The sequence below is a fragment of the Clostridium sp. genome (genome assembly GCF_036639235.1).
Lineage (GTDB): Bacteria > Bacillota > Clostridia > Clostridiales > Caloramatoraceae > Clostridium_AB.
On the sequence record NZ_JAVWJB010000010.1, the window covers coordinates 26,989 to 48,157 of the forward strand.

The following is a 21,169-nucleotide window of genomic DNA, read 5'->3' on the forward strand; positions in this document are numbered from 1 at the left end:
ATAATAACCATGATTTAAGGGAGTACGTATGTTACTGTAATAGGGTAACAGAAGAGGATATTATAAGAGCAGTAGAAAAGGGAAATAAAACAGTAAAAGAGGTTATAATGGCTACTGGAGCTATGAAAAACTCTAATTGTATAGAAAATAATCCAAAAAAAGAATGATGTTATTCTGATATAGTTTACGTTGTAAACAAAGTTCTTAATAATATAAAAAGGTAGATTATTTAGTTAATCTACCTTTTAGGTTAAGGAATGTTAATAATGGACTTACGCCCGATTAAAGAGTAAAATTACTCCAATAGCGATAAATGCAATAGCCGAGGCTGTTTGTATTAAATTAGCAGGTATGTACTTGTTTAATATTCCACCTAGGAGTACCCCCATAACTGATGCACATATAAGTGCTAAAGATGAGCCTATAAATACTGCCATCTTAGAACCAGACTGTGCTGAAAGCATCATAGTTGTTAATTGGGTTTTGTCACCTAGCTCTGCTATAAAAACAAGAAAAAAAGTTGACAACATAATTTTTAACATAAATACCTCCTAAAGTATTTAATATAAATTAGTCTTACGGTAAAATATATATTATAGAACATTAGAAAATATACTATTTATTTATAAAGGTGGTAATTATATGGGGAAGGTTATATGTATATTTAATCAAAAAGGTGGAGTTGGAAAGACAACTACTACTATTAACCTAAGTGCATATTTAGCGAATATGGGGCTTAGGGTGCTAATTGCAGATATTGACCCTCAAGGGAATACAACAAGTGGCTTATCAATAAATAAGGACGAGCTTGAGTATTCTATGTATCATGTAATAATGGGTGAGGATCCAAAGAAAGCAATTAAGGGTACAGAACTAGAAAATCTAGACATAATACCTGGAACAGTTGAGCTTGCAGGAGCAGAGATTGAACTTACAGCAAAGATAAGTCGTGAAACAAGGGTCAAAGATGCCCTTGATCAGGTTAAAGATAACTATGATTACATATTTATAGACTGTCCACCTTCCCTAGGTCTACTATCTCTAAATTCATTAACAGCATCAAATAGTGTTATGATACCTATTCAATGTGAATTCTATGCCTTAGAAGGTGTTGGACAGTTAATGAAGACATTCCAGCTTGTAAAAAAGAGCTTAAATAAGGATCTTGAAATACAAGGGGTTGTTATGAGTATGTTTGATGGAAGAACCAACCTATCTATTGAGGTTGTTGAGGAAGTAAAAAAGTTCTTCAAAGGAAAGGTATATACAACTATTATACCTAGAAACGTAAGACTTGCAGAGGCACCAAGCCATGGTAAGCCTATACTTTTATACGACAAATTATCTAGAGGTGCTAGAGCTTATGAAGAGCTTGCAGCAGAATTTCTAGAATATGATAGGGGGGAGAACAATGGCTAAAAAAGGAGCCTTAGGAAGAGGATTATCTGCATTAATACCAGATGAACCTATTCTACAAGAAGAAGTAAGGGGAGCTAGTATTGAAGTTAATATTGACGATGTATTCCCTAACAAAGAACAGCCAAGAAAGAGTTTCGATAGTGACAAAATAGAATCACTTGCAGAATCTATTAAGCTACATGGAATGATTCAACCTATTCTTGTTAAGAAAGAGGGAGAATTCTTTAAAATTATAGCAGGGGAAAGAAGATGGAGAGCTGCGAAGAAAGCAGGAATGAAAACGGTTTCTATAATAGAGAAAGAACTTTCTAATCAAGAAATAGCCGAAATTTCATTAATAGAAAATATTCAAAGAGAGGATCTAAACCCTATTGAAGAAGCATTAGCTTACAAAAGGCTTTCAAAGGAGTTTAACCTAACTCAAGAGGAAATATCACTTAGAGTAGGTAAATCCAGAACAGCAATAACAAATAATATGAGATTGTTATCATTACATGATGATGTTATTGATTCAATTGCTAATAAGGAATTATCTGAGGGTCATGGTAAGATATTAGCTGGTATTGAAGATAAGGACTTACAACTTAAAATTTCTCAAAAAGTAATAAATGAGGAATTAAATGTACGTCAAACGGAGAAACTAGTAAGAGATATAAATAATACTGCTGCTGTTACTACAGAGGCTGCTACAGATAATAAAGACGTTCATACAAGATATGCAGAAAACAGACTTCAAGACATACTAGGAACTAAGGTTAATATTAACCTTGGAAAGAAAAAGTCTAAGATTGAGATAGTATTCCATAGCCAAGAAGAATTAGACAGAATACTTGAGATATTATCTAAAGAATAGGGTCTGCCCCCTATATGTTTCACGTGAAACATAATAATAAGCAGATATACATATTAAGCTAGAATACGGGAGTGATAAGCATTATGGAAAGGTTCCTTGAGATTATTCAAGAATACGACACATTAATAATGGTAGGTATACTAGGTTTATTAGTAATACTTATACTGCTACAAATTATTAACAAGGTTCAATTAAGCAGAATGAGCAAGAGATACAAGAAGTTATTTAGAACATCTAAGAAGGATAATCTAGAGCAGCTAATTGTTGAGTATGGGGATAGGGTTGAAGAAGTTCTTGATTACACAAGAGACATTCATAGAGCATACAAGTCAATTGATGAGAGAATAAGCGGATCTGTTCAGAAGGTTGGAATTGTTAGATATAAGGCATTTGATGATATAGGAAGTGACCTTAGTTTCTCAGTAGCACTACTTGATGAAAGTGATACTGGTATTATTTTAACTGGAATATATGGTAGAACAGATTCTACTACATTTGCTAAGCCTATAGACAATGGTATTTCTAAGTATGATTTATCAGAGGAAGAAAGAGAAGCAATAGATAGGGCTCATAGAGCATATGAAGATAACAACAGATATAGAATGGAAGATATAGATGAGATTCAAGATGTAAGAGATTTTTCATCTAGAATACAGTCTAATGTTGAATCTGAAAGAAATATAGATGAAGACTTTAGAGAGATAGACGAAATAGAATCTAGAGACATAAATAGTTAAGTTAAGCCGAGGATATCCTCGGCTTTTTATTGCTTTAGGGAATAAAAAATGGTAGTATTATGGGAATAGCAAAAATACATAATTTTACATATAGGTATCATATAAATATTTCATTATTATTAAAAGTCAAATATACAATAGATAAGGCTATAAATTATATAAAAGGTGGTTTTTAAATGATAGAAATTAAAAACATTAGTAAAAAATATAAAAATTATGTAGCAGTTAATAATTTAGATTTATCTATTGAGTCAGGGTGCATAGTTGGATTAATTGGTCCTAATGGAGCGGGGAAAACAACAATAATAAATATGTTAATGGGAATAATAGAACCTACAGAGGGATGCATTACCATTAATAATTTAAATATAATCAATAGTCCATATGAAGTGAAAATGCTACTTGGATATGTATCTGATGATGAAAATAAATTTCTAAGCTTAAAGGCATTAGAATACCTTAATTTTGTTAGTGATATGTATGAATTAAGTAGTGAGGTAAGAAAAGAGAGGATAGAAACATTAAGTAAAAGATTTTCTATATTTAATGAACTTAATATGAGAATGGACAAGTTCTCAAAGGGTATGAAGCAAAAGATTATGATTATAGCATCTCTAATGCATAGTCCTAGGGTTTGGGTTTTAGATGAACCATTTGATGGATTAGACCCTGAAATATCATATGATTTAAAGGTATTTATGAAGGAATACTCAAGCCTTGGAAACACAATAATACTATCTTCACATATACTAGAAATTGTTGAGAATTTATGTGATAAAATTATTTTAATTAAAAAGGGTAATACATTATATTATGGTGATTTATCTAAGCTTAAAAATAGGTATGGAAATAAGAAATCATTGGAAGAAATATATATAGATATGTTTAGCGATGCTAAATCTAGACAATAGGAGGTATTAATATGAAACAAATAATATCTCTTATTAAAATAAATTATAAAAAAGGAATTAATATATTTTTAGGTAGTGGCGACACCCTATCAAAGTCACTTGGTATGTTATGTTTTATAATGATTTATCTAGTAGCCTCAGAGGCTTTGTTTGCAAGATTATATAGTGCTTTTAAGGTTGTAGGACAAGAGTATATTTTGGTAAGTGGTCTGTTTAATATGGGGTTTATATTTGGGTGCATAGCTAGTATAAGAGGAGTTATAAATAATATATTCTTAGGTAGTGATTATAAATATATGAGTATATACCCAATTAAAAAGGGAGTTTATATATTGGGGAAAAGTATTGGAGAATCCCTTGGGGTTACCTTGATTCCTGTAGTTTTATCTATACAGTTATTAACCTATGGATTCTATAGTAAGGTTAATTATGATTTTTATCTAGGAATTATATTATTTATTATATTAGTATTTGGAGCAACACTTTTTATTACATATGTGATAATAGGACTTGTTTATATATACTACAATATAAAAAATCTAATCAATAAATTAATAATTGGGTTTACATTGAATATAGTAGTGATAACTATTATAACCTTAAATTATTTTGAAAGGCTTATTAATCAATCTACCAAGTTTGATTTTATTAGTAATTTTATATACTCAGGTGAAATATATAGATTATTACCTCTTGCTAGCCTTGGAATAAGCTTAACTTATGTGGTATGTACTATAGTACTTATTGGATGCGGAATGTATTTTCATGGTGAGGATATGTATATAGATATTATGAAGAAAAACATAGAAAGAAGTAAGGGCTATAGAGGAACCACTGATCAATATAAATATTATCCAAATACTAAAATAGTATCTAATATAATAAGAGACTTAAAGCTAATATGGAGGGTTCCAATATTAAGAACTAATATTATAATTACTACAGGTGTGGTATTTGTAATTTCTACTACTCTACTAATTATATGTGTTAATAGCCCATATATTGAGGTTATTAAAAGTATAGCTATGGTTGGTATTATAGTAATACTTGGAGGATTTACCCTTATTAACTTTGCTGCAATCACTTCCTTTACAAGGGAAGGAAGAGGTCTTGAAATGTTTAAGGTATATCCTATTAAAATATCTACATTAATATTATCTAAGGTAATATTAGCTCTTGGAATAAATTCTTTAGGTCTTATAACGTGTATTGTTATTGGTATTGTATTTTCAAGTAGTTATTTAGATATCTTAATATACACAGGGGTTATTGTAGTAACCTATATAGGGTTAACTATATTATATGTAGGTATGGGAGCAGCTACTTTTAAGGGGAGTCCTCTAGAGGTAGGAGAATTATTTAAATTAGATTCATCTATAAAGGCGCTTATTCCTGCCCTAATTCTAAATGCAGTTCCTATGCCATTTGTAATAATGGCTAAAAGGGTTGAAGGAATGAATGTAAATTATACTTACGGATTAGCTGTAGCTTGTGTAGGAGCGTTGTTTTTAGTAATAGGAATAATTAAACTTAACAAAATACATAAAGATATAAAATAGAAAAGGTTTTCTATAAATTAAAAATAAGGGGGATATAGTTATATATCCCCTTTTGTTATGCTCGTGCGTTAAGATTGCGATAACTGTAATCTTTAAGTGTAAAATACAGGCTTGATGCTATCTTATCAGCAAGGTCCATTACAACTGATAATCTAGTATTCTGAAGTACCATATACTCCATAAACCCAGATACGTTAATAACCCCTGTAATGCCTATATCACCTATATGAGGAAGTTTCTTATTAACACCTGCCCCAGGTCTTATAGGACCGTCAAATATGCTTACAAATCCAACTTTGTCTATTCTGCCAAGTGAAGCGTCTATGGCTATAATAAATGGGTTGTTGAATGTAGTGTTAATCATCTCAATGTTGTCTTCTATGTTCTTAGCATGTACAGGCTCATGTAGGGTTCCAAATATCTTAATATTAGTATTAATAAGTGACTCTTGAAGCTTAGTTCCAACAAGAGGTCCTAGGCTATCCCCTGTAGATCTGTCAGTTCCTATACAAAGAACTATAAGCTGTCTATTTGGGGTATATATATGGTTAATTATCTCCTTAAGAGATGAACAAATAGTCATAACAGCATTATCACTAGAAGTATCAATAGAAAAATTGAATTTGTTAGAGTTCATAAAAAAACCTCCTTAAGTAGCTATAGCTTAATTCTTGCCACAAAAGGAGGTTTATATTCAATTAATTATAAAACATTTACTTTCTTTAATATATTGTAGAAAAGCATTAGGAAGATTAAGAAAATCATACCTAGGAATCCATAAGCCTGAAGCCCTATAAATATAGCAGCAAGTACTGCTACAGGATGTAGGTTCAGTGATGAGGATACAAGCTTTGGTTCTACAATATTTCTAACTACAGTAACAACTGCGTATAGTACAACTAGTATAATAGCAACAGCGTGGTTACCAATTATCCAGTAGTAAATAGCAAGCGGGAAGTAAACTGCAGCTATGCCAAGTATAGGTAGTAAATCAAGTACACCTGATAATAAACTTAGCATAAAGGAGTATTCTATTTCAAGTATAGAAAATCCAATCCAAGTTAACACAAATGTTATAAATATTATAATTCCATATGACTTAATATATTGGAATAACATTTTGTTAGCCTCAGATATAAAGTTTTTAAACTTTTCTTGGCCATCAGGTGAAAGTGATGATAGACACTTTCTCTTAATAGCAGGTAAATCCTTTGATATAAAGAATGTAGCAAGTAAAGTAACTAAAATAACCATAATTATAAGAGGAAGTGACATAGCTAGTACTATTAATTTATCTAGTAGTAACTTAACTACAGCTATAATTCCTGATGTAATCGAAGCAATTTGTGCTTTAATCTGGGTTATTATAGTTGGGTCTAGATTCTCATAAAAATGCTTAAGTGATTCAAACTTTAGCATAAAGTAATTAGAAATACCATCTATATCTATGGAAGGTAGAGAGGCTAATATATCCTTAGATTCTGTGGCAACCTTCATTATTAATAGCACCAATATAAGTGTTATTAATGAAAATGAAATTATGGTTGATATAAGTGATGAGAATCCACTGGACATATGAAACTTTCTCTTAAAAAACTCAGTAAGTGGTTTCATTAAAAAAGCAATCAAAAATGCTAAAACAAATGGTAATGTGTATTTAATTGTTGAGAAGAAACCTACGAAAAGTAAAGTATACACTATAAGGAATATACTAATTTTCTTAAGTTTCGCAAGTAAAACTGGATCAAACAAATTTTAACCCCCTATTCTAATTTAATGTATATCTGTCCATAATTATAATAAACAGAGACGATATAAATTATATATTAATAGTATAAAATAAAAAATTCCACACTATTTAAATATAGTTTTGCTTATTTGATATTATAACACTATAATATGGATTATAAACATTAAGAATTAATTAAATTTGTCAAAGGTGGTAAGATATGAATTATTTAGACCTTGGTATTATAATTGTGTTAGGACTTGGGCTTATTATGGGTGCAAAGCGAGGGCTTATTATATCCATACTAAATATTCTAGGTCTTATAGCAGGTATTTTAGTCAGTTATATATTTACGAAAACCTTTTCTATGTTAATCTATAATTACACAGACATACCGAAGAGTATAGGCTCAGTAATTCAAGGGAGAGTTAATGAGTTTAATGAATACACTAAGATAATCATAAATAAATTTAATTCGGGTGGAGCTTCTATGGTTGATTTTTTAACCCAGGGAGTTATATATGTAGCTTCTTTTTTAATACTTTTTATAGTTGTTACTATTATAATAAGCATATTAAAGCAGGGTATTAGAAAGAATTTGAAGAAGTCGTTTTTCGGTCCTATAGATAGTGTTCTTGGAGGAATATTAGGTGTTTTAAAGTGGATTATAATACTTAATATAGGATTTGTTTTTATTATTCCAATACTTCCGATTTTAAGTGAGGGTAATCAGTTCTACACATTAATAAGTAGTTCTACCCTAGCTAATTTATTTATTAAGTACAATATTATAACTATACTGCTTAAGGGGCTTATAGTAGGCTCTGTTAAGGGCGTAGTACATATGTAGGGAGGTTATTATGAAAACTGTAGAAGAAATATTAGAGATTATTGAAGAGGAAGAAATAGAATTTTTATATATGCAATTTACTGATATATTCGGTGTTATGAAAAACATTGCTATAACAGGTGAAGAAATAGAACGTGGACTTAGAGGGGAGATTACCTTTGATGGTTCAAGTATAGATGGTTTTGTTAGAGTTGAAGAAAAGGATATGCATCTAAAACCTGATCTTAATACATTTGTTATTTATCCTTGGAGAGGTAGTTTTGGCCGTGAGGCTAGGGTTATATGCAATATACTTAATGATGATAATACTCCATTTAAGGGAGACCCTAGATACATACTTGAAAGTGCATTAAGTGAAGCAGAGAAAATGGGATATAAAATAGATGTTGCCCCTGAATGTGAATTTTATATATTCCATACAGACTCTAACGGAAAGCCAACACTTAATACACATGATGATGCAGGGTATTTTGATTTAGCTCCAGTGGATCTTGGAGAAAATGCGAGACGTGATATGGTTGTTACACTTAAGAAAATGGGCTTTGAAGTTGAAACTTCCCATCATGAGGTTGCACCAGGACAACATGAAATAGACCTTAAAAAGGACTATGCTATAAGTGCAGCGGATAAGATAGTAACATTTAAAACTATAGTTAGAAAAGTAGCTAAAAACCATGGTCTTCATGCTACATTTATGCCAAAGCCTTTATTTAAGGAGGCAGGTAGTGGAATGCATCTTAACTTCTCAATGTACAAAAATGGAGAAGATGCATTTAAGGGGTACCTTGGGGGAGGACTATCTCAGGATGCAATGTATTTTATAGGGGGAGTACTTAAGCATGCTCGAAGTATGTGTGCTATTACTAATCCTACTGTTAACAGCTATAAGAGACTTGTATCTGGGTACGAAGCACCTATTAATATTGCATGGAGCTTCAAAAATAGGGGACCACTTATTAGGGTTCCATCAACATATGGGAAAATGGATACAAGAATAGAAATTAGAAACCCAGACCCATCATGTAACCCATACCTTGCTTTTGCTGTTATTATTAAGGCTGGTATAGATGGAATTAAGAACAAAATAGAACCAATTAGACCAATAGAAGATGGTGGAACATATGACAAGTTACCTCAATCATTAGAAACTGCTATTGAGTGCTTATCTAATGATATAGTTATAAGAGATGCCCTTAAAGAACATATTTTTAAAACCTTTGTAGAGGCTAAGAAAATAGAGTTTGAAGATTACAGAAGTAGAATTACTTCATGGGAAATAGAAAAGTATCTTACTAAATTTTAATCTAAAATGGAAAGTTATAAGATAATTATAGGAGATAATGACATTGATTTTTTAGAAGGGCTAAAATTCAAGTTATCAGGATTATCACATCAGGTTATTGGGTGGGATACATCAGGTCCAAGTCTCCTTAGAAAGATAAGAAGTCTTAATCCAGATATAGTAATAGTTGAAGCTAACATGAAGGGTATATCTGGGTTTGAAATAGGAGAAATATTAGAGGGTGAGGGAATTTGCCCCTGTATAATTAGTTTTAAGGGAGAAGCGTCTCAATATAGAATAGCTCTCTCCTTAAAAAAAGTAAAAACCTACCTTAAAAAGCCTATAGATTATAATGAGCTTGATTATATTTTAAGTCAGAGTGTTAAGGATTTTGAATATATACTTAAAGAAGAAAAGAAAAGGAAAGAAAAAAAGGTAATAGACAAGGCTAAAAAAATGCTTATGGACAAGTATTCTATAGATGAAGAAAAAGCTTATACATACATTAGAAAAAAAAGCATGGATAAGAAAACTACAATGTATAAGATATCCTTATTATTAATAGACTTACTAAAAAATTAGCCTTAGAAGATTGTAAGGCTAATTTTATTTTTAAAATAGTGGGGTGGGAAATTAATAATTAATATGTTCCACGTGGAACAATGTTAAATAAATAAATTATAAAAAATAACCCTGTATAAATACAGGGTTATTTTTTATTGTCTGGGATGACAATGGTATTCTCAAGTATGTAATACTTAAAAATTAGAAATAATTAGAATAATTTGGGTTGTTAGGATAATAAGATATTGCTAATAAAGTATTGGGATGACTAATTAACAAATATCCTAACTTTTCTAGGAAACTGTACCAGTACTCAATCAAATAAAAAAAGAGGTTATGGTTGTACTGGTCTATTTGTATAATTCTACACATATATGGAAAGTCCTTCTAGTTATGGTGAATAAATAAGATATTTTTGGGAAATTAATAGATATTTTAAGAAACATGTAAAAATAAAGGAGGAAATGGAGAGGGTAAAGCTAAATTTTTTAAAGTATAATATAGGTAATATTTAAAAAGAGGTGAGAATATGGCTCTTAATGAAATGCAACAACAGGTAGTTAATGAGATAGATAATAATATTATTCTATTAGCATCAGCAGGTACAGGAAAGACTGACACCTTATCTAAAAGAATAGCTAATATTATAAGTAGGGGTAGGGCTAAGGCATCACAGGTTCTATGTATTACCTTTACTAATAAGGCAGCTAAGGAAATGGATGAGAGGGTTAAGTCAATTTTAAAGGCAAACTATAAGGGGATAACAATAAGAACTTTCCATAGTTTTTGCTTTGATATAGTTAAGGCTGAGGCTAAGAGAAATACAGATATATATACAGACTTTACTATTTTTGATGAAGATGATTGTCGTGAAATAATAAAGGGAATGAATATAGGACGATTTAAGGTTGATCCTGTATATAGATTTATAAACCTAATGAAAGAAGAATCACTTAAGGCAGAGGTTGAGTACGATAGTATAATGCCTATTCTTTGCAAAAGTAATATTGAGGATATTAACTATATATGTAAGGAAAGGGGTAGGGTAGATACTGACCTTAGAAATTTCCTTATTGGTGATGGAGTAAGACTTGTTAAAGAATATAATAAGCTACTGGCAGATAACCATGGGTTAGATTTTAATGATTTATTAATTAAGGCTAGGGATATACTTAAAAACCCTAAGGTTTGTCAAAGGCTACAAAGCCAGTATAAGTACATTAATATAGATGAGGTTCAAGATACTAGTACTATGGAATACTCAATTATAGAAAAGGTTTTCGGTAGTAATAATATTCTTATATGTGGAGACGTATTTCAAACAATTTACGGTTGGAGAGGTTCTGATCCTAATGTAATTTTTAATATGTTTAGAAATAAGTATTCACCTATAGATATTACATTTAACAAGAATTATAGGGCTACTAAGAACCTAACTGATGCCTCAATGGGTTATCTTATTAATGCATTTGCAGATAAGGCTAATCTAATTTATAAAGATGGGTTAGAATCTATGGCAAATGATAGTGGAGATAAGATAGTTTTTAGGGAGAATATGAGTTTATATAATGAGGCTAAGTACATTTATGATAGAATAATAGAGCTTAAAAACAAGGGTGTAGATGTTGGAGCTAGCTGTATATTAACTAGGGATAACAATTATACAATTGAACTAAGTGAAGAACTTAAGTACATTCAAAATTCTAAGGATGGATTTGAATTTGTGTTAGTTGACCAGTTTAGGTTTTTTAGAAGACTTGAAGTTAAGGATATTATAAGTTTTCTTAAGTTAATTGCTAACCCTAATGATAGTCTTAGTTTTAAGAGAATTCTTAAGAGAATACCACTTGGGGTTGGCGATAAAACAATAAATGATATAGAAAGTAAAGGTTATAGGGAGGCTGGGATTACCCTATGTGATTTCCTTGATTCTAAAACAATGGAAGGTGAGTATTTTACAAGTCTTATTGAGGAGTACAATAAGGACAACATAATTGTATTTGACGTTGAAAGTACAGGGGTAGATGTAACTGAGGATGAAATAATTCAAATAGCAGCTATTAAAATAAACAGAAGAGGTAAGGTTGTTGAAAGGTTTGAAAGATTCTTACATACAACAAGGGACCTTTCAGATTCATCACTTGTTCATGGATTTACTAATGAATTTATAGACAATAAGGGCGAAGACCCAAAGACAGTATTAGAAGATTTTATAAACTTCTCAGGTGGAAGTGTTATAGTAGGGCACAATGTTCAGTATGACATTAATATATTAACTAGCTACTGTAAGAGGCTAGGAGCTACTTCTCCTAAATTTAAATCCTTCTATGATACTCTAGATATATATAGAAGATTTCACCCTAACTTAATTAACCATAAGCTTGAAACTTTAAGTAATTTATTTAAGGTTGAAAATATTCCAGACCATAATGCAATGAATGATATTCTAGCAACTTCAGAACTTTTAGTTAGGGCTATTAAAGAGGATATTATTCCTACAAGCCTTGAGAGAATAGGGTATATAAGTAAGCATATTAAAAGTTTTAGCAAAATAAATAATAAGCTTAATGATTTATTTAATTTTGCAATTAATAATAGACCACATGATATTATACATTATATAATTAGAAACTTTGAACTTGGTTCAATATACAAGGAAGAGGAGAAAATAGAAAGATTAAGGGATTTTTATAAGCTTATTAAGGACTATGATGATGAGGATAAGTGTTATAGAGATGCACTACTTGATGTTCTTAAAATGACAGCACTATCAAATGGAGAACTTGAAAGAATTATTATTCAGAGAAGTGGAAGGGTTAGAATACCTATTATAACTGTTCACCAATCAAAGGGATTAGAATATGAAAACGTTTTCATAGCTGGATTACAGGATAATAAATTTCCAAGTTATATGGCTATTAAATCTAAAAACCTAGATGAGGAAAAAAGAACTTTTTATGTTGCTATTACTAGGGCTAAGAAAAGATTATTTTTAACCTGTAATACATTTAGCGGAGGAAGGGTTAGTAGCCCTAGTAGGTTTGTAGACCTTATACCAATGAATTATATTAAACGTGATATAGGAGAATAACATGAGAAAATTTGCTATAAGTTATAGCTGCGGTAAGGATAGTACACTTGCGCTATATAGAATGATAAAGGAAGGAAATATACCTATTGCTTTAATAGTTAACTTTTATGAGGATGATACACGTTCATGGCTACATGGAGTTAATGAGGATTTACTGAATAAGATATCCTCATCACTTAATATTCCACTTATTAAGTCTAAACATAACAAATCAAGTTATGGACAAGAATTTGAAAAGTCACTTATAAAGGCTAGGCAAATGGGAGCTGACTGCTGCGTGTTTGGGGATATAGATATTGAGGAGCACAGAACATGGTGTAGTGATAGATGCATGGCTTCAGAAATTGAATGTATTCACCCACTATGGCAGGAAAACAGAAAAAAGCTTGCCTATGAATTTGTTGATTTAGGATTTAAAGCAATAATTAAGGCTGTATCTAAGCAGCATAAACTTAACCCGATTATTCTAGGTAGACCATTAACTAGAAGTGAAATTGATTTTATAGAAAAATGTGGAGCTGATCCATGTGGAGAAAATGGAGAATACCATACATTTGTATATGATGGGCCACTCTTCAATAAGAAAATAATATTTAATCAAGGTAAGGTAGTAAACACAGAATACTCATATGCCATAAATATTTGGTAATAAATTATACAGCTATATACTAGAATTGTTTAAAAAACAACTAGGTATAGCTGTTTTTTATATTAGTGTTTTAAAAATATAGAAATTATAATATTATTTGTATTAATATGTAAAAATTTTATAAATAGGAGGTAAATATGAAAAAATTTAAAATAAGATTAATATGTGTTCTAGTTATTACTATGGTGTTGGCTAATTTATCAGGAATTATTTTTGCTCAAAATATATTAGCTGAAACACAACCATTACCAAAGATAAAAACTATTAAATTTAATAATGAAGAGGGTTTAAAGTCTGGTATGAGACCTACTATAAATCTTACATCTACAATAAATTCTAATGTTCAGTACAGCATATATTTATATTCACCAACAGCTAAAAAATGGATTAACGCATCTAATGGATATACAGCACCTGTTAAAGGGACAAGTCAAACAAGAATAAATCTTAATATACCACTACATGAGGGACAAAATAGCTTTAGTATATGGGTAAAAAGGGCAGGTAAGAAGCCATCTGATAAGGGTGGATATGATAACTTTTTAAGCTATAAAATTAATATAAGTGGATCACAAAATATTATGCCAAACGTATCCAGTGTTAGAATTGAAAATAAGGCAATTGGAGAAAGTCCAACTATTTATTTAAAATCTAACTCAAGTAGTAATGTAGAATACTCAATTTATTTATATTCAAGTATTAAAAAATCATGGGAAGATGTAGGAGGTGGTTATAGTAGTTCCTGTGATCCTAATGTGGAAAAAGCAATAACTATAAATAAGCCACTTCAGTACGGAGATAATAGTTTTAGTATATGGGTAAAAAGAGCAGGAATTCCTCCAAGTGATAAGGGAGGATATGATAGCTTTAGTAAAGAGGTAGTTAATATTCAGTGTAATGCTTCAAAAATATCTAGAATTAACACGCTAGAGAATATATCTAGTGGTGATATTGTAGGAACAAATCCAGAAATAAAAGTGATAGGACAAGCTGGAGATGGAAGTAATTTAAGTTATAAAGCTCTTATATATTCAAATAGTAAAAAGAAGTGGGTTGATGCTTCTTCATATATAGGGCCAAATCCCTCAGAAAGTGAAGTTATAATTAAGCTTGATAAGCCCTTAGAATCTGGAAGTAATAGAATATTAATATGTTCTAAAAGATCATGGATAGGTTCAGATGTATATGAAGATTCAAAGGAAATAGTTATACAGGGGAAAAACACAGCACCACTAAAGAAATTAATAGTAATTGACCCAGGTCATGGGGGATATGATCCGGGGGCAGTATCTAAAATAGATGGTACTATGGAAAAAACAATAGCCTTACAAATATCTAAAAGGCTTGGAAAACTACTTGAGGACGGTGGTTATAACGTATTGTATACAAGGGATAATGATGACTTTGTTAACTGGGATAGTACAAGTAGTTCTAATTCACTAAATTATAGATATACATTTGCTAATAATAATGGTGCTAATATGTTTGTATCAATACATTGTAATAGCTTTGATGGAAACGGATATGGAACTGAAACCTTATATAGCAAAAAAAATCCTAACAAGGATTATAAACTGGCAAGAAATATTCAGACAGAAGTAATTAAAGAAACAGCTATGAGGGACAGAGGAATTAAAAACCATTCAAACTGGGCTGTGGTAAACGGTACAACTATGCCAGCAGCACTTGTTGAAACAGGCTTTATTGATAGTTTAATAGACCTACCAAAGCTTCAATCACCTATTTCACAGGAGCAGTTTGCACAGGGTATATATAATGGAATAATAAAAGCCATACAATAAAAACTCCATAGATATTAGTTAGTTTAAAGTAATCAAAAAGGTTATTCCAATATTTTTGGAATAACCTTTTTATTATTGTGGAGGATTATTAGAGGCTAATTTAAATGGGAGTTTAGTCCATTTAGAATATGGAACCTTGTATCCGTTTGCTTTGTTTTCTACTGAATATTTGTAGAAATCCTTAATAAAATCATTACGTACAGGTGAAGTCATAAGTTCTATTCCACCTATTTGAATTTGGCGAGCAAGAATTTTATCAAGGCTTAGGTTATCATCATTTCTAAGCATGTTATACATAGCCATAAATGATGTTGTTCTTCCTTGACCTGCTAGGCAGTGGAAGTGTAGGTGTGTACCGGGTTTAAGTCCTTTAACAAATTCTACAAATTGGTCTACAACCTGTGGGCTTGGTATATAGGTATCTGTAACTGGAACCCTAACATAACCAATTCCATTATCAGCTGCAACCTTAGATTCACTATTAACTGTATAAACAAATACCTTAGATTTTAATGTTCCCTTTCTATGGTAAATAGGAACCTCTTTGTTAAGTGGAATAGTAGCAAGCATAGCTTTTTCTGATTCCATAACCTGCTTAGAGTCCATACCATTATTAATATATTCCTTAGGATTATAGAATGCTATGGCTGCATTATTAATATAGCCATGGGATTCCTGTCTAAGGTCTACAATAATAATATTAGGGTTGTTAATTTGTGTTTTCATAACAGGTAGCTGAAGAGGGGTAAATTCTGCACTACCTGAAATGCCTAGTGATGGGTCAATTCTAAACCTACTAGGAAGAGGGTTAGTAGAATTTGTGTCTGAAACAATATAATTACCTGATGGTGTAGTGTCCTTAGTAAATGCACTTACAGTAAAATTAAATAATCCAAAGCACAATACAAGAGCAAGAATAAATGCATACAATTTTTTAAAAGGCTTCATAAATAATATCTCCTATCTAAGTTTTGATTGGGTAATCCATACAGAATAGGGCACCCTGTAATTTGATGATTTATTAGAGTTAATATAGTTATAAAATTCATTAATAAAGTCAGCCCTATGACTACTATCTAAAATGTTAGATCCTCCAAGGCTTATTTGTGAGTTAATTATCTGGGTAAGTGAGGTTTCTCCGCCCTGGCGAAATATTTGGTACATAGTCATAAAGGTAGTAGTACGAGCTTCCCCTGAATCACAGTGAAAGTGTAGGTGGCTATCATGTACCTTATACTTCATCATGGCAACAAACTGGTCAACTGTTTCGGGACTTGGAATTCCACTACAGTCAACAGGTAGCCTTACATATATAAAGTTGTTTTTGCGGCATAGTTCACCTTCGTTATATATAGACGCAGCAACTGGGTTAAGTGCAGGGCGTAGGGTTTTGTGGTAAATAGTTATTCTCCTATTAAGAGGAATACCTGCAAGAAGTTTTGTTTGTTCAGATAATATCTTAGATGTTGTAAGACCGTTGTTAAGGTTAAGGCTAGGGGAATAAAATGATATAGCAATATCATTAATAAACCCATGTGATTCCTGTCTTAAATCAATAATGCTAATACTCGGGTGATTAATTTTATTTTTAATATTAGGTAGCTCCTCAGGTGTAAATTGTGAACTACCGGATATATTAAGTGAATCATCTATCCTGAACTTATTTGGGAGTATACCTCGGGACTGACTATCAAGGACAATATAGTTAGAATTAGGTTTATTTGAATAAGTACTAAATCCATGTATTGTAGGTGAAAAAAAAGTATTTATTGTTAATATAATTATCAAGGTATATATGAATTTTTTAGTCATAAAAATCCTCCTTATCTTAAGTGTAAATATAGTATTTGTTAAAAACATAAATATTATAATTGTAAAAGATTTGAATATAGATTTTATCTATGGAAATGGTATATACTATAGAAAAAAACTTTAGTGCTTTGAAACCATTAGACATAAGGTATATATTTATATTTAAAGGAAGAGAAAACTAAGGGAGGCATACACATGAGAATAGTAAATTGCAGGGGACTTGAATGTCCAAAGCCGGTTATAAATACTAAAAAATCAATTGAAGAGTTTAAAGGAGAGGCTTTAAACATATTAGTTGATAATGAAGTTGCACGTGAAAACGTATCTAAATTCCTAAATGGACAAGGTGTTAGCCACGAAATTAAAGAAAATAATGGAGAATTCTCAATAATTACAGATGGAATAATTATAGAAGCTACTGATAATAATAGTGATGAAGGTGGCGAGGTTATTCTAGTTAGCAAGTCTGTTTTCGGATCAGGTGATGATGTACTTGGTGAAGCTTTAATGAAGAGCTTTATGTACGCACTTTCAGAGAGTAATATGCCTTCAGCAATATTATTTGTTAACGGAGGTGTTAAGCTTACAACTTCAGGTAGTGATGTTCTAGAAACTCTTAAGAGTCTAGAGGCAGCTGGAGTTACTATATTATCATGTGGAACATGCCTTGATTTTTACAATCTTAAGGATGAGCTTCAGGTTGGTGGCATAACTAATATGTACACTATTATTGAACATCTACAGAGCTCAAGAAAGGTAATTAGTTTATAGTATGGATAAGTATTTAGTTGTTACATTCGAAAGTGTTAATTTTGCTATGCAGACAGAGTCAGTTTTTAAATCAAAGGATATTAAGCATCAAATAATACCTACACCAAGGGAGATTACACTTAGCTGTGGACTTTCTATTAAAACATTATCAGAGAACAGAGACGAGATTATGTCACTTGTTAATAATGGTGCTATTAGAATTAAGAAGGCCTACCAATTTGAAGGGGTAGGAACTGATAAGAGGATTACAGAGATATAGCAATTTATGACCTAAATTATCTTTAATTGGTAAGATTTTTAGGTCATTTTTATTAGGTTTTATTAGTGGTATAATATAATTCAAAAGTTAACATCTAGCTAGGAAAGCTAGGGTTTAAGGATAAAATGTTCTAAGGAGGAAGAGTATGGATATAAGAGGTATGATTAAAGAGTTTCTTATAGATAACGACCAAATTATCGACGTAATATTTACTATAGGTAATATTATATTAATATTTATCTTAGCTAAAATAACTACTAAGATAGTTAATAAGTTAATAGAGAAGTTCTTTAAAAATCAAAGTAAGTTAGGAATCCAAACTAGTGAACAAAAGAAAAAGACTCTTACTGAACTACTTAAAAACATAACCATGTATGTAGTTTATTTTGTTGCTATTATATGGGCTCTTCAAGTTATGGGAGTACCACCTAGTACAATTGTAGCAGTAGCAGGGGCAGGAAGTGTTGCAATAGGTCTTGGTGCACAGAACGTTATTAAGGATATTATTTCAGGATTCTTCATACTATTTGAGGATCAATTTGCAGTAGGTGACTATATAACAATAGATATGATGTCAGGTGTTGTAGAGGTTGTGGGTCTTAGGATTACTAAGATACGTGACTTCTCAGGAGATCTTCACATTATACCTAATGGTTCGATTGTAACAGTAACAAACAAGTCTAGGGGAGATATGAGAGCCCTTGTAGATGTTCAAGTATCATACAATGAGAACCTAGACAGGGTTTTAGATATTATTAAGGGAGTTTTAGATGGTATTAAAAAGGACTGTAACTACTTTACTGAGGGACCTAACATATATGGGGTTGTTAGTATTACAGAAACAGTAGTTACAATTAGAATACTTGCTAGAACAGAGCCTATGAAACAATGGGAAGCAGAGGTAGAAATAAGACGTAGAATCAAGGAAAGTTTTGACCTTGAAGGCGTTCAAATGCCATACCAAAAAATGGTATACGTTAATGAAAAGGAGTAGAGGGGTTTGGTTAAGGAGTTTAATCTACATGATATTGTAGAAACTAAAAAAACACATCCATGTGGCAGTAAAACATGGGAAATAATAAGACTTGGGGCAGATATTAAAATTAAGTGTACTGGCTGTGAGAGAATAGTTATGATACCTCGTAGCAAGTTCGAAAAGTCAATTAAAAAAATAGTAAAATCAGCAATAGATAGCAATTAATGTTATTGCCATAAAATGCTTTTTGTGCTAAAGTAGATACTGTTGTATCCCTGCTCGAGATATCGGGCCATAGTCCAAGGGGAGGAGGTGTAAGTAAATGAACAAGTATGAATTAGTACTAATAGTAGCACCTAACCTTACAGATGAAGAGGTTAAAGCTACTGCAGAGAAAGCTAAGAGTGTAATTGAAGGTAACGGTGGCGTTATCGACAACGTTGACGATTGGGGTAAGAGAAGACTTGCTTATGAAATCAACGATTTCAGCGAAGCTTTCTACTTCCTAGTTAATTTCACATCAAGTCCAGAATTACCTAAGGAATTAGATAGAATTCTGAGAATTACTGATAGCGTAATTAGACACATGATCGTTAATATTGACTAATTTCTTCAAGGTGGTGTTTTAATGAATAAGGTATTTTTAATAGGCAGACTAACTCGTGACCCAGAACTAAGATTCACAGCGGGATCGGGCAATGCAGTTGCCACTTTTTCATTAGCCGTAGATAGAAACTATGTTTCTCAAAATGGTCAGCGTGAAGCTGATTTCATTAACATAGTTTGTTGGAGAAAGCTAGCAGAACATGTAGCTAACAACCTATCAAAGGGTAGACTTGTTGCGGTTTCAGGATCAATCCAAACTAGAAAATACCAAGCTCAAGATGGAAGTAACAGATATGCTACTGAAATCAATGCAGATGAGGTTAAGTTCCTAGATTGGGGAAATAAGGAAGGTTCAGCTCCTGCCCATAGAGCGAACAGCCAAGTTTCAGAGCCAGCTCCTCAGGGAAGCGGACTTTTTGAACCAGATAACTCAGACGGATTCTTCCCAACGGATGATTCAGAGATTCCATTTTAATCTAATTTAACAAGGTAAGGAGGGAAAACCATGGCAGACTTTAGAAGAGGAAACGGAAAGCAAAGAAGAATGAAGAAAAAACAATGTGCTTTCTGTTCAGATAAATCAGCTGGTATCGATTACAAAGATATCGGTAGACTAAAGAAGTATGTAACTGAAAGAGGAAAGATTCTTCCTAGAAGAATCACTGGTGCATGCGCTAAGCATCAAAGAGAGATCACAATTGCGATCAAGAGAGCTAGAAACGTAGCACTACTACCTTTCACTACTGAATAGGATATTAATGCCCCATTATGGGGCATTTTTGTTTTATATACAGGTTGATAAACGGTTTAAATATAGTTAATATATTTATTAATTATATTTAAGCCGTTTTTATACTATAAAATATAAAGGATATCACCTTAGCTTGTAGAATAATACAAATAACATTGTTTGTATGTGGTTACAGGATTTACTTATTCTAAGTAGGAGGGATATTCAATGAACAAAGAGAGTTTCGATATAATAGGAAATATGAATACTATAGATAGTTACAAAACATGCCTAGTTGGGTTTGTAGCTGACCTTTTTTCCACTATGCATAAGTCTAGGGGGAACACAGCATATAACGACGAAATTATAGACGAAATTGCAGATATTATCATATGCTCTTACCTGATTAGTAAGCGAATTAGTATTAGTTATGATAAAATAGATAAGAGGATAATGGATAAGCTTAAGGTTGGGCTTCTAGAGGATAATGAGTCTGAAAGAAGAGAACACGACTACGCAAGTCTTATAGCATACCTTAAAGAAATTAGAAATTTATAGTATTTTCCTTA

At 31.5% G+C, this 21,169-nt stretch carries 24 protein-coding genes and 1 pseudogene; 20 read left to right on the top strand and 5 right to left on the bottom strand.

Going from position 1 to position 21,169, the window contains the following annotated elements; translation table 11 throughout:
• Positions 1 to 20: 20 nt before the first annotated feature.
• Positions 21 to 167 (top strand): annotated as a pseudogene (locus RR539_RS04525) ((2Fe-2S)-binding protein); the annotation flags it as partial.
• A gap of 105 nt (positions 168 to 272) precedes the next feature.
• Here the strand turns inward: RR539_RS04525 and RR539_RS04530 are convergent.
• Positions 273 to 542, bottom strand: coding sequence for a TMEM165/GDT1 family protein (locus RR539_RS04530; protein ID WP_332474591.1), 270 nt, complete (start codon positions 540 to 542; stop codon positions 273 to 275).
• A gap of 100 nt (positions 543 to 642) precedes the next feature.
• Between RR539_RS04530 and RR539_RS04535 the strand changes: the two genes are divergently transcribed.
• From RR539_RS04535 to RR539_RS04555, 5 genes are all read left to right on the top strand, one after another.
• A complete protein-coding gene (locus RR539_RS04535) occupies positions 643 to 1,419 on the top strand; it encodes a ParA family protein (RefSeq protein WP_332474590.1) in 777 nt (258 codons plus the stop codon).
• Positions 1,412 to 2,272, top strand: coding sequence for a ParB/RepB/Spo0J family partition protein (locus tag RR539_RS04540; RefSeq protein ID WP_332474589.1), 861 nt, complete (start codon positions 1,412 to 1,414; stop codon positions 2,270 to 2,272). Before RR539_RS04535 ends, RR539_RS04540 begins: the two co-directional genes overlap by 8 nt.
• An 83-nt stretch (positions 2,273 to 2,355) precedes the next feature.
• Positions 2,356 to 3,009, top strand: a complete 654-nt coding sequence (locus tag RR539_RS04545; protein ID WP_332474588.1) for a DUF4446 family protein — start codon at positions 2,356 to 2,358, stop codon at positions 3,007 to 3,009.
• A gap of 176 nt (positions 3,010 to 3,185) precedes the next feature.
• A complete protein-coding gene (locus tag RR539_RS04550; protein WP_332483581.1) occupies positions 3,186 to 3,920 on the top strand; it encodes an ABC transporter ATP-binding protein in 735 nt (244 codons plus the stop codon).
• An 11-nt stretch (positions 3,921 to 3,931) separates the two neighbouring features.
• On the top strand, positions 3,932 to 5,479 hold the full coding sequence (locus tag RR539_RS04555) for a hypothetical protein (protein WP_332483580.1): 1,548 nt from the start codon (positions 3,932 to 3,934) through the stop codon (positions 5,477 to 5,479).
• Positions 5,480 to 5,534: 55 nt separating this feature from the next.
• Here RR539_RS04555 and yyaC read toward each other — a convergent pair whose 3' ends face one another.
• Both yyaC and ytvI read right to left on the bottom strand, forming a co-directional pair.
• Positions 5,535 to 6,116: a spore protease YyaC gene (gene yyaC / locus RR539_RS04560; RefSeq protein ID WP_332483579.1), complete on the bottom strand. Its 582-nt coding sequence runs from the start codon at positions 6,114 to 6,116 to the stop codon at positions 5,535 to 5,537.
• 65 nt (positions 6,117 to 6,181) lie between these two features.
• Positions 6,182 to 7,231 (bottom strand): sporulation integral membrane protein YtvI, encoded by a 1,050-nt coding sequence (ytvI, locus tag RR539_RS04565; RefSeq protein ID WP_332473639.1) that lies wholly within the window; start codon positions 7,229 to 7,231, stop codon positions 6,182 to 6,184.
• 197 nt (positions 7,232 to 7,428) lie between these two features.
• Between ytvI and RR539_RS04570 the strand changes: the two genes are divergently transcribed.
• The 6 genes from RR539_RS04570 to RR539_RS04595 all read left to right on the top strand — a co-directional run bounded on the left by RR539_RS04570 (position 7,429) and on the right by RR539_RS04595 (position 15,446).
• Entirely contained in the window at positions 7,429 to 8,058 is a 630-nt protein-coding gene (locus RR539_RS04570; RefSeq protein WP_332473638.1) for a CvpA family protein, read from the top strand.
• A 10-nt stretch (positions 8,059 to 8,068) separates the two neighbouring features.
• Complete coding sequence (glnA, locus tag RR539_RS04575; protein WP_332473637.1) at positions 8,069 to 9,361, top strand: type I glutamate--ammonia ligase; 1,293 nt, start codon at positions 8,069 to 8,071, stop codon at positions 9,359 to 9,361.
• A 6-nt stretch (positions 9,362 to 9,367) separates the two neighbouring features.
• Positions 9,368 to 9,922: an ANTAR domain-containing response regulator gene (locus tag RR539_RS04580; RefSeq protein WP_332473636.1), complete on the top strand. Its 555-nt coding sequence runs from the start codon at positions 9,368 to 9,370 to the stop codon at positions 9,920 to 9,922.
• A 511-nt stretch (positions 9,923 to 10,433) separates the two neighbouring features.
• Positions 10,434 to 12,995, top strand: a complete 2,562-nt coding sequence (locus tag RR539_RS04585; protein WP_332500231.1) for a 3'-5' exonuclease — start codon at positions 10,434 to 10,436, stop codon at positions 12,993 to 12,995.
• Position 12,996: 1 nt separating this feature from the next.
• Positions 12,997 to 13,644: a diphthine--ammonia ligase gene (locus RR539_RS04590; protein ID WP_332473634.1), complete on the top strand. Its 648-nt coding sequence runs from the start codon at positions 12,997 to 12,999 to the stop codon at positions 13,642 to 13,644.
• Between the two features lie 137 nt (positions 13,645 to 13,781).
• Positions 13,782 to 15,446, top strand: coding sequence for an N-acetylmuramoyl-L-alanine amidase family protein (locus tag RR539_RS04595; RefSeq protein ID WP_332483578.1), 1,665 nt, complete (start codon positions 13,782 to 13,784; stop codon positions 15,444 to 15,446).
• 72 nt (positions 15,447 to 15,518) lie between these two features.
• Here the strand turns inward: RR539_RS04595 and RR539_RS04600 are convergent, their stop codons facing one another.
• Together RR539_RS04600 and RR539_RS04605 are read right to left on the bottom strand one after the other, a co-directional pair.
• Positions 15,519 to 16,394 carry a phosphatase domain-containing putative toxin gene (locus RR539_RS04600; RefSeq protein WP_332483577.1) on the bottom strand — a complete coding sequence of 292 codons (876 nt, stop codon included), beginning with the start codon at positions 16,392 to 16,394 and terminating at the stop codon, positions 15,519 to 15,521.
• A 12-nt stretch (positions 16,395 to 16,406) separates the two neighbouring features.
• Positions 16,407 to 17,258, bottom strand: a complete 852-nt coding sequence (locus RR539_RS04605) for a phosphatase (protein ID WP_332483576.1) — start codon at positions 17,256 to 17,258, stop codon at positions 16,407 to 16,409.
• 195 nt (positions 17,259 to 17,453) lie between these two features.
• Between RR539_RS04605 and yedF the strand changes: the two genes are divergently transcribed.
• The 8 genes from yedF to RR539_RS04645 all read left to right on the top strand — a co-directional run bounded on the left by yedF (position 17,454) and on the right by RR539_RS04645 (position 21,158).
• Positions 17,454 to 18,029, top strand: a complete 576-nt coding sequence (gene yedF / locus RR539_RS04610) for a sulfurtransferase-like selenium metabolism protein YedF (protein WP_332473629.1) — start codon at positions 17,454 to 17,456, stop codon at positions 18,027 to 18,029.
• Position 18,030: 1 nt separating this feature from the next.
• The gene (locus RR539_RS04615) at positions 18,031 to 18,288 is read left to right on the top strand and encodes a DUF3343 domain-containing protein (RefSeq protein ID WP_332473628.1); all 258 of its coding nucleotides are present in this window, start codon (positions 18,031 to 18,033) and stop codon (positions 18,286 to 18,288) included.
• Positions 18,289 to 18,433: 145 nt separating this feature from the next.
• The gene (locus tag RR539_RS04620) at positions 18,434 to 19,282 is read left to right on the top strand and encodes a mechanosensitive ion channel family protein (protein WP_332473627.1); all 849 of its coding nucleotides are present in this window, start codon (positions 18,434 to 18,436) and stop codon (positions 19,280 to 19,282) included.
• Between the two features lie 6 nt (positions 19,283 to 19,288).
• The gene (locus RR539_RS04625) at positions 19,289 to 19,489 is read left to right on the top strand and encodes a DUF951 domain-containing protein (RefSeq protein ID WP_332473626.1); all 201 of its coding nucleotides are present in this window, start codon (positions 19,289 to 19,291) and stop codon (positions 19,487 to 19,489) included.
• 97 nt (positions 19,490 to 19,586) lie between these two features.
• Complete coding sequence (rpsF, locus tag RR539_RS04630) at positions 19,587 to 19,871, top strand: 30S ribosomal protein S6 (protein WP_332473625.1); 285 nt, start codon at positions 19,587 to 19,589, stop codon at positions 19,869 to 19,871.
• Positions 19,872 to 19,892: 21 nt separating this feature from the next.
• A complete protein-coding gene (locus tag RR539_RS04635; protein WP_332473624.1) occupies positions 19,893 to 20,345 on the top strand; it encodes a single-stranded DNA-binding protein in 453 nt (150 codons plus the stop codon).
• 30 nt (positions 20,346 to 20,375) lie between these two features.
• The gene (rpsR, locus tag RR539_RS04640) at positions 20,376 to 20,621 is read left to right on the top strand and encodes a 30S ribosomal protein S18 (RefSeq protein WP_332473623.1); all 246 of its coding nucleotides are present in this window, start codon (positions 20,376 to 20,378) and stop codon (positions 20,619 to 20,621) included.
• A gap of 207 nt (positions 20,622 to 20,828) precedes the next feature.
• Positions 20,829 to 21,158: a MazG-like family protein gene (locus tag RR539_RS04645; RefSeq protein ID WP_332473622.1), complete on the top strand. Its 330-nt coding sequence runs from the start codon at positions 20,829 to 20,831 to the stop codon at positions 21,156 to 21,158.
• Positions 21,159 to 21,169 lie beyond the last annotated feature (11 nt).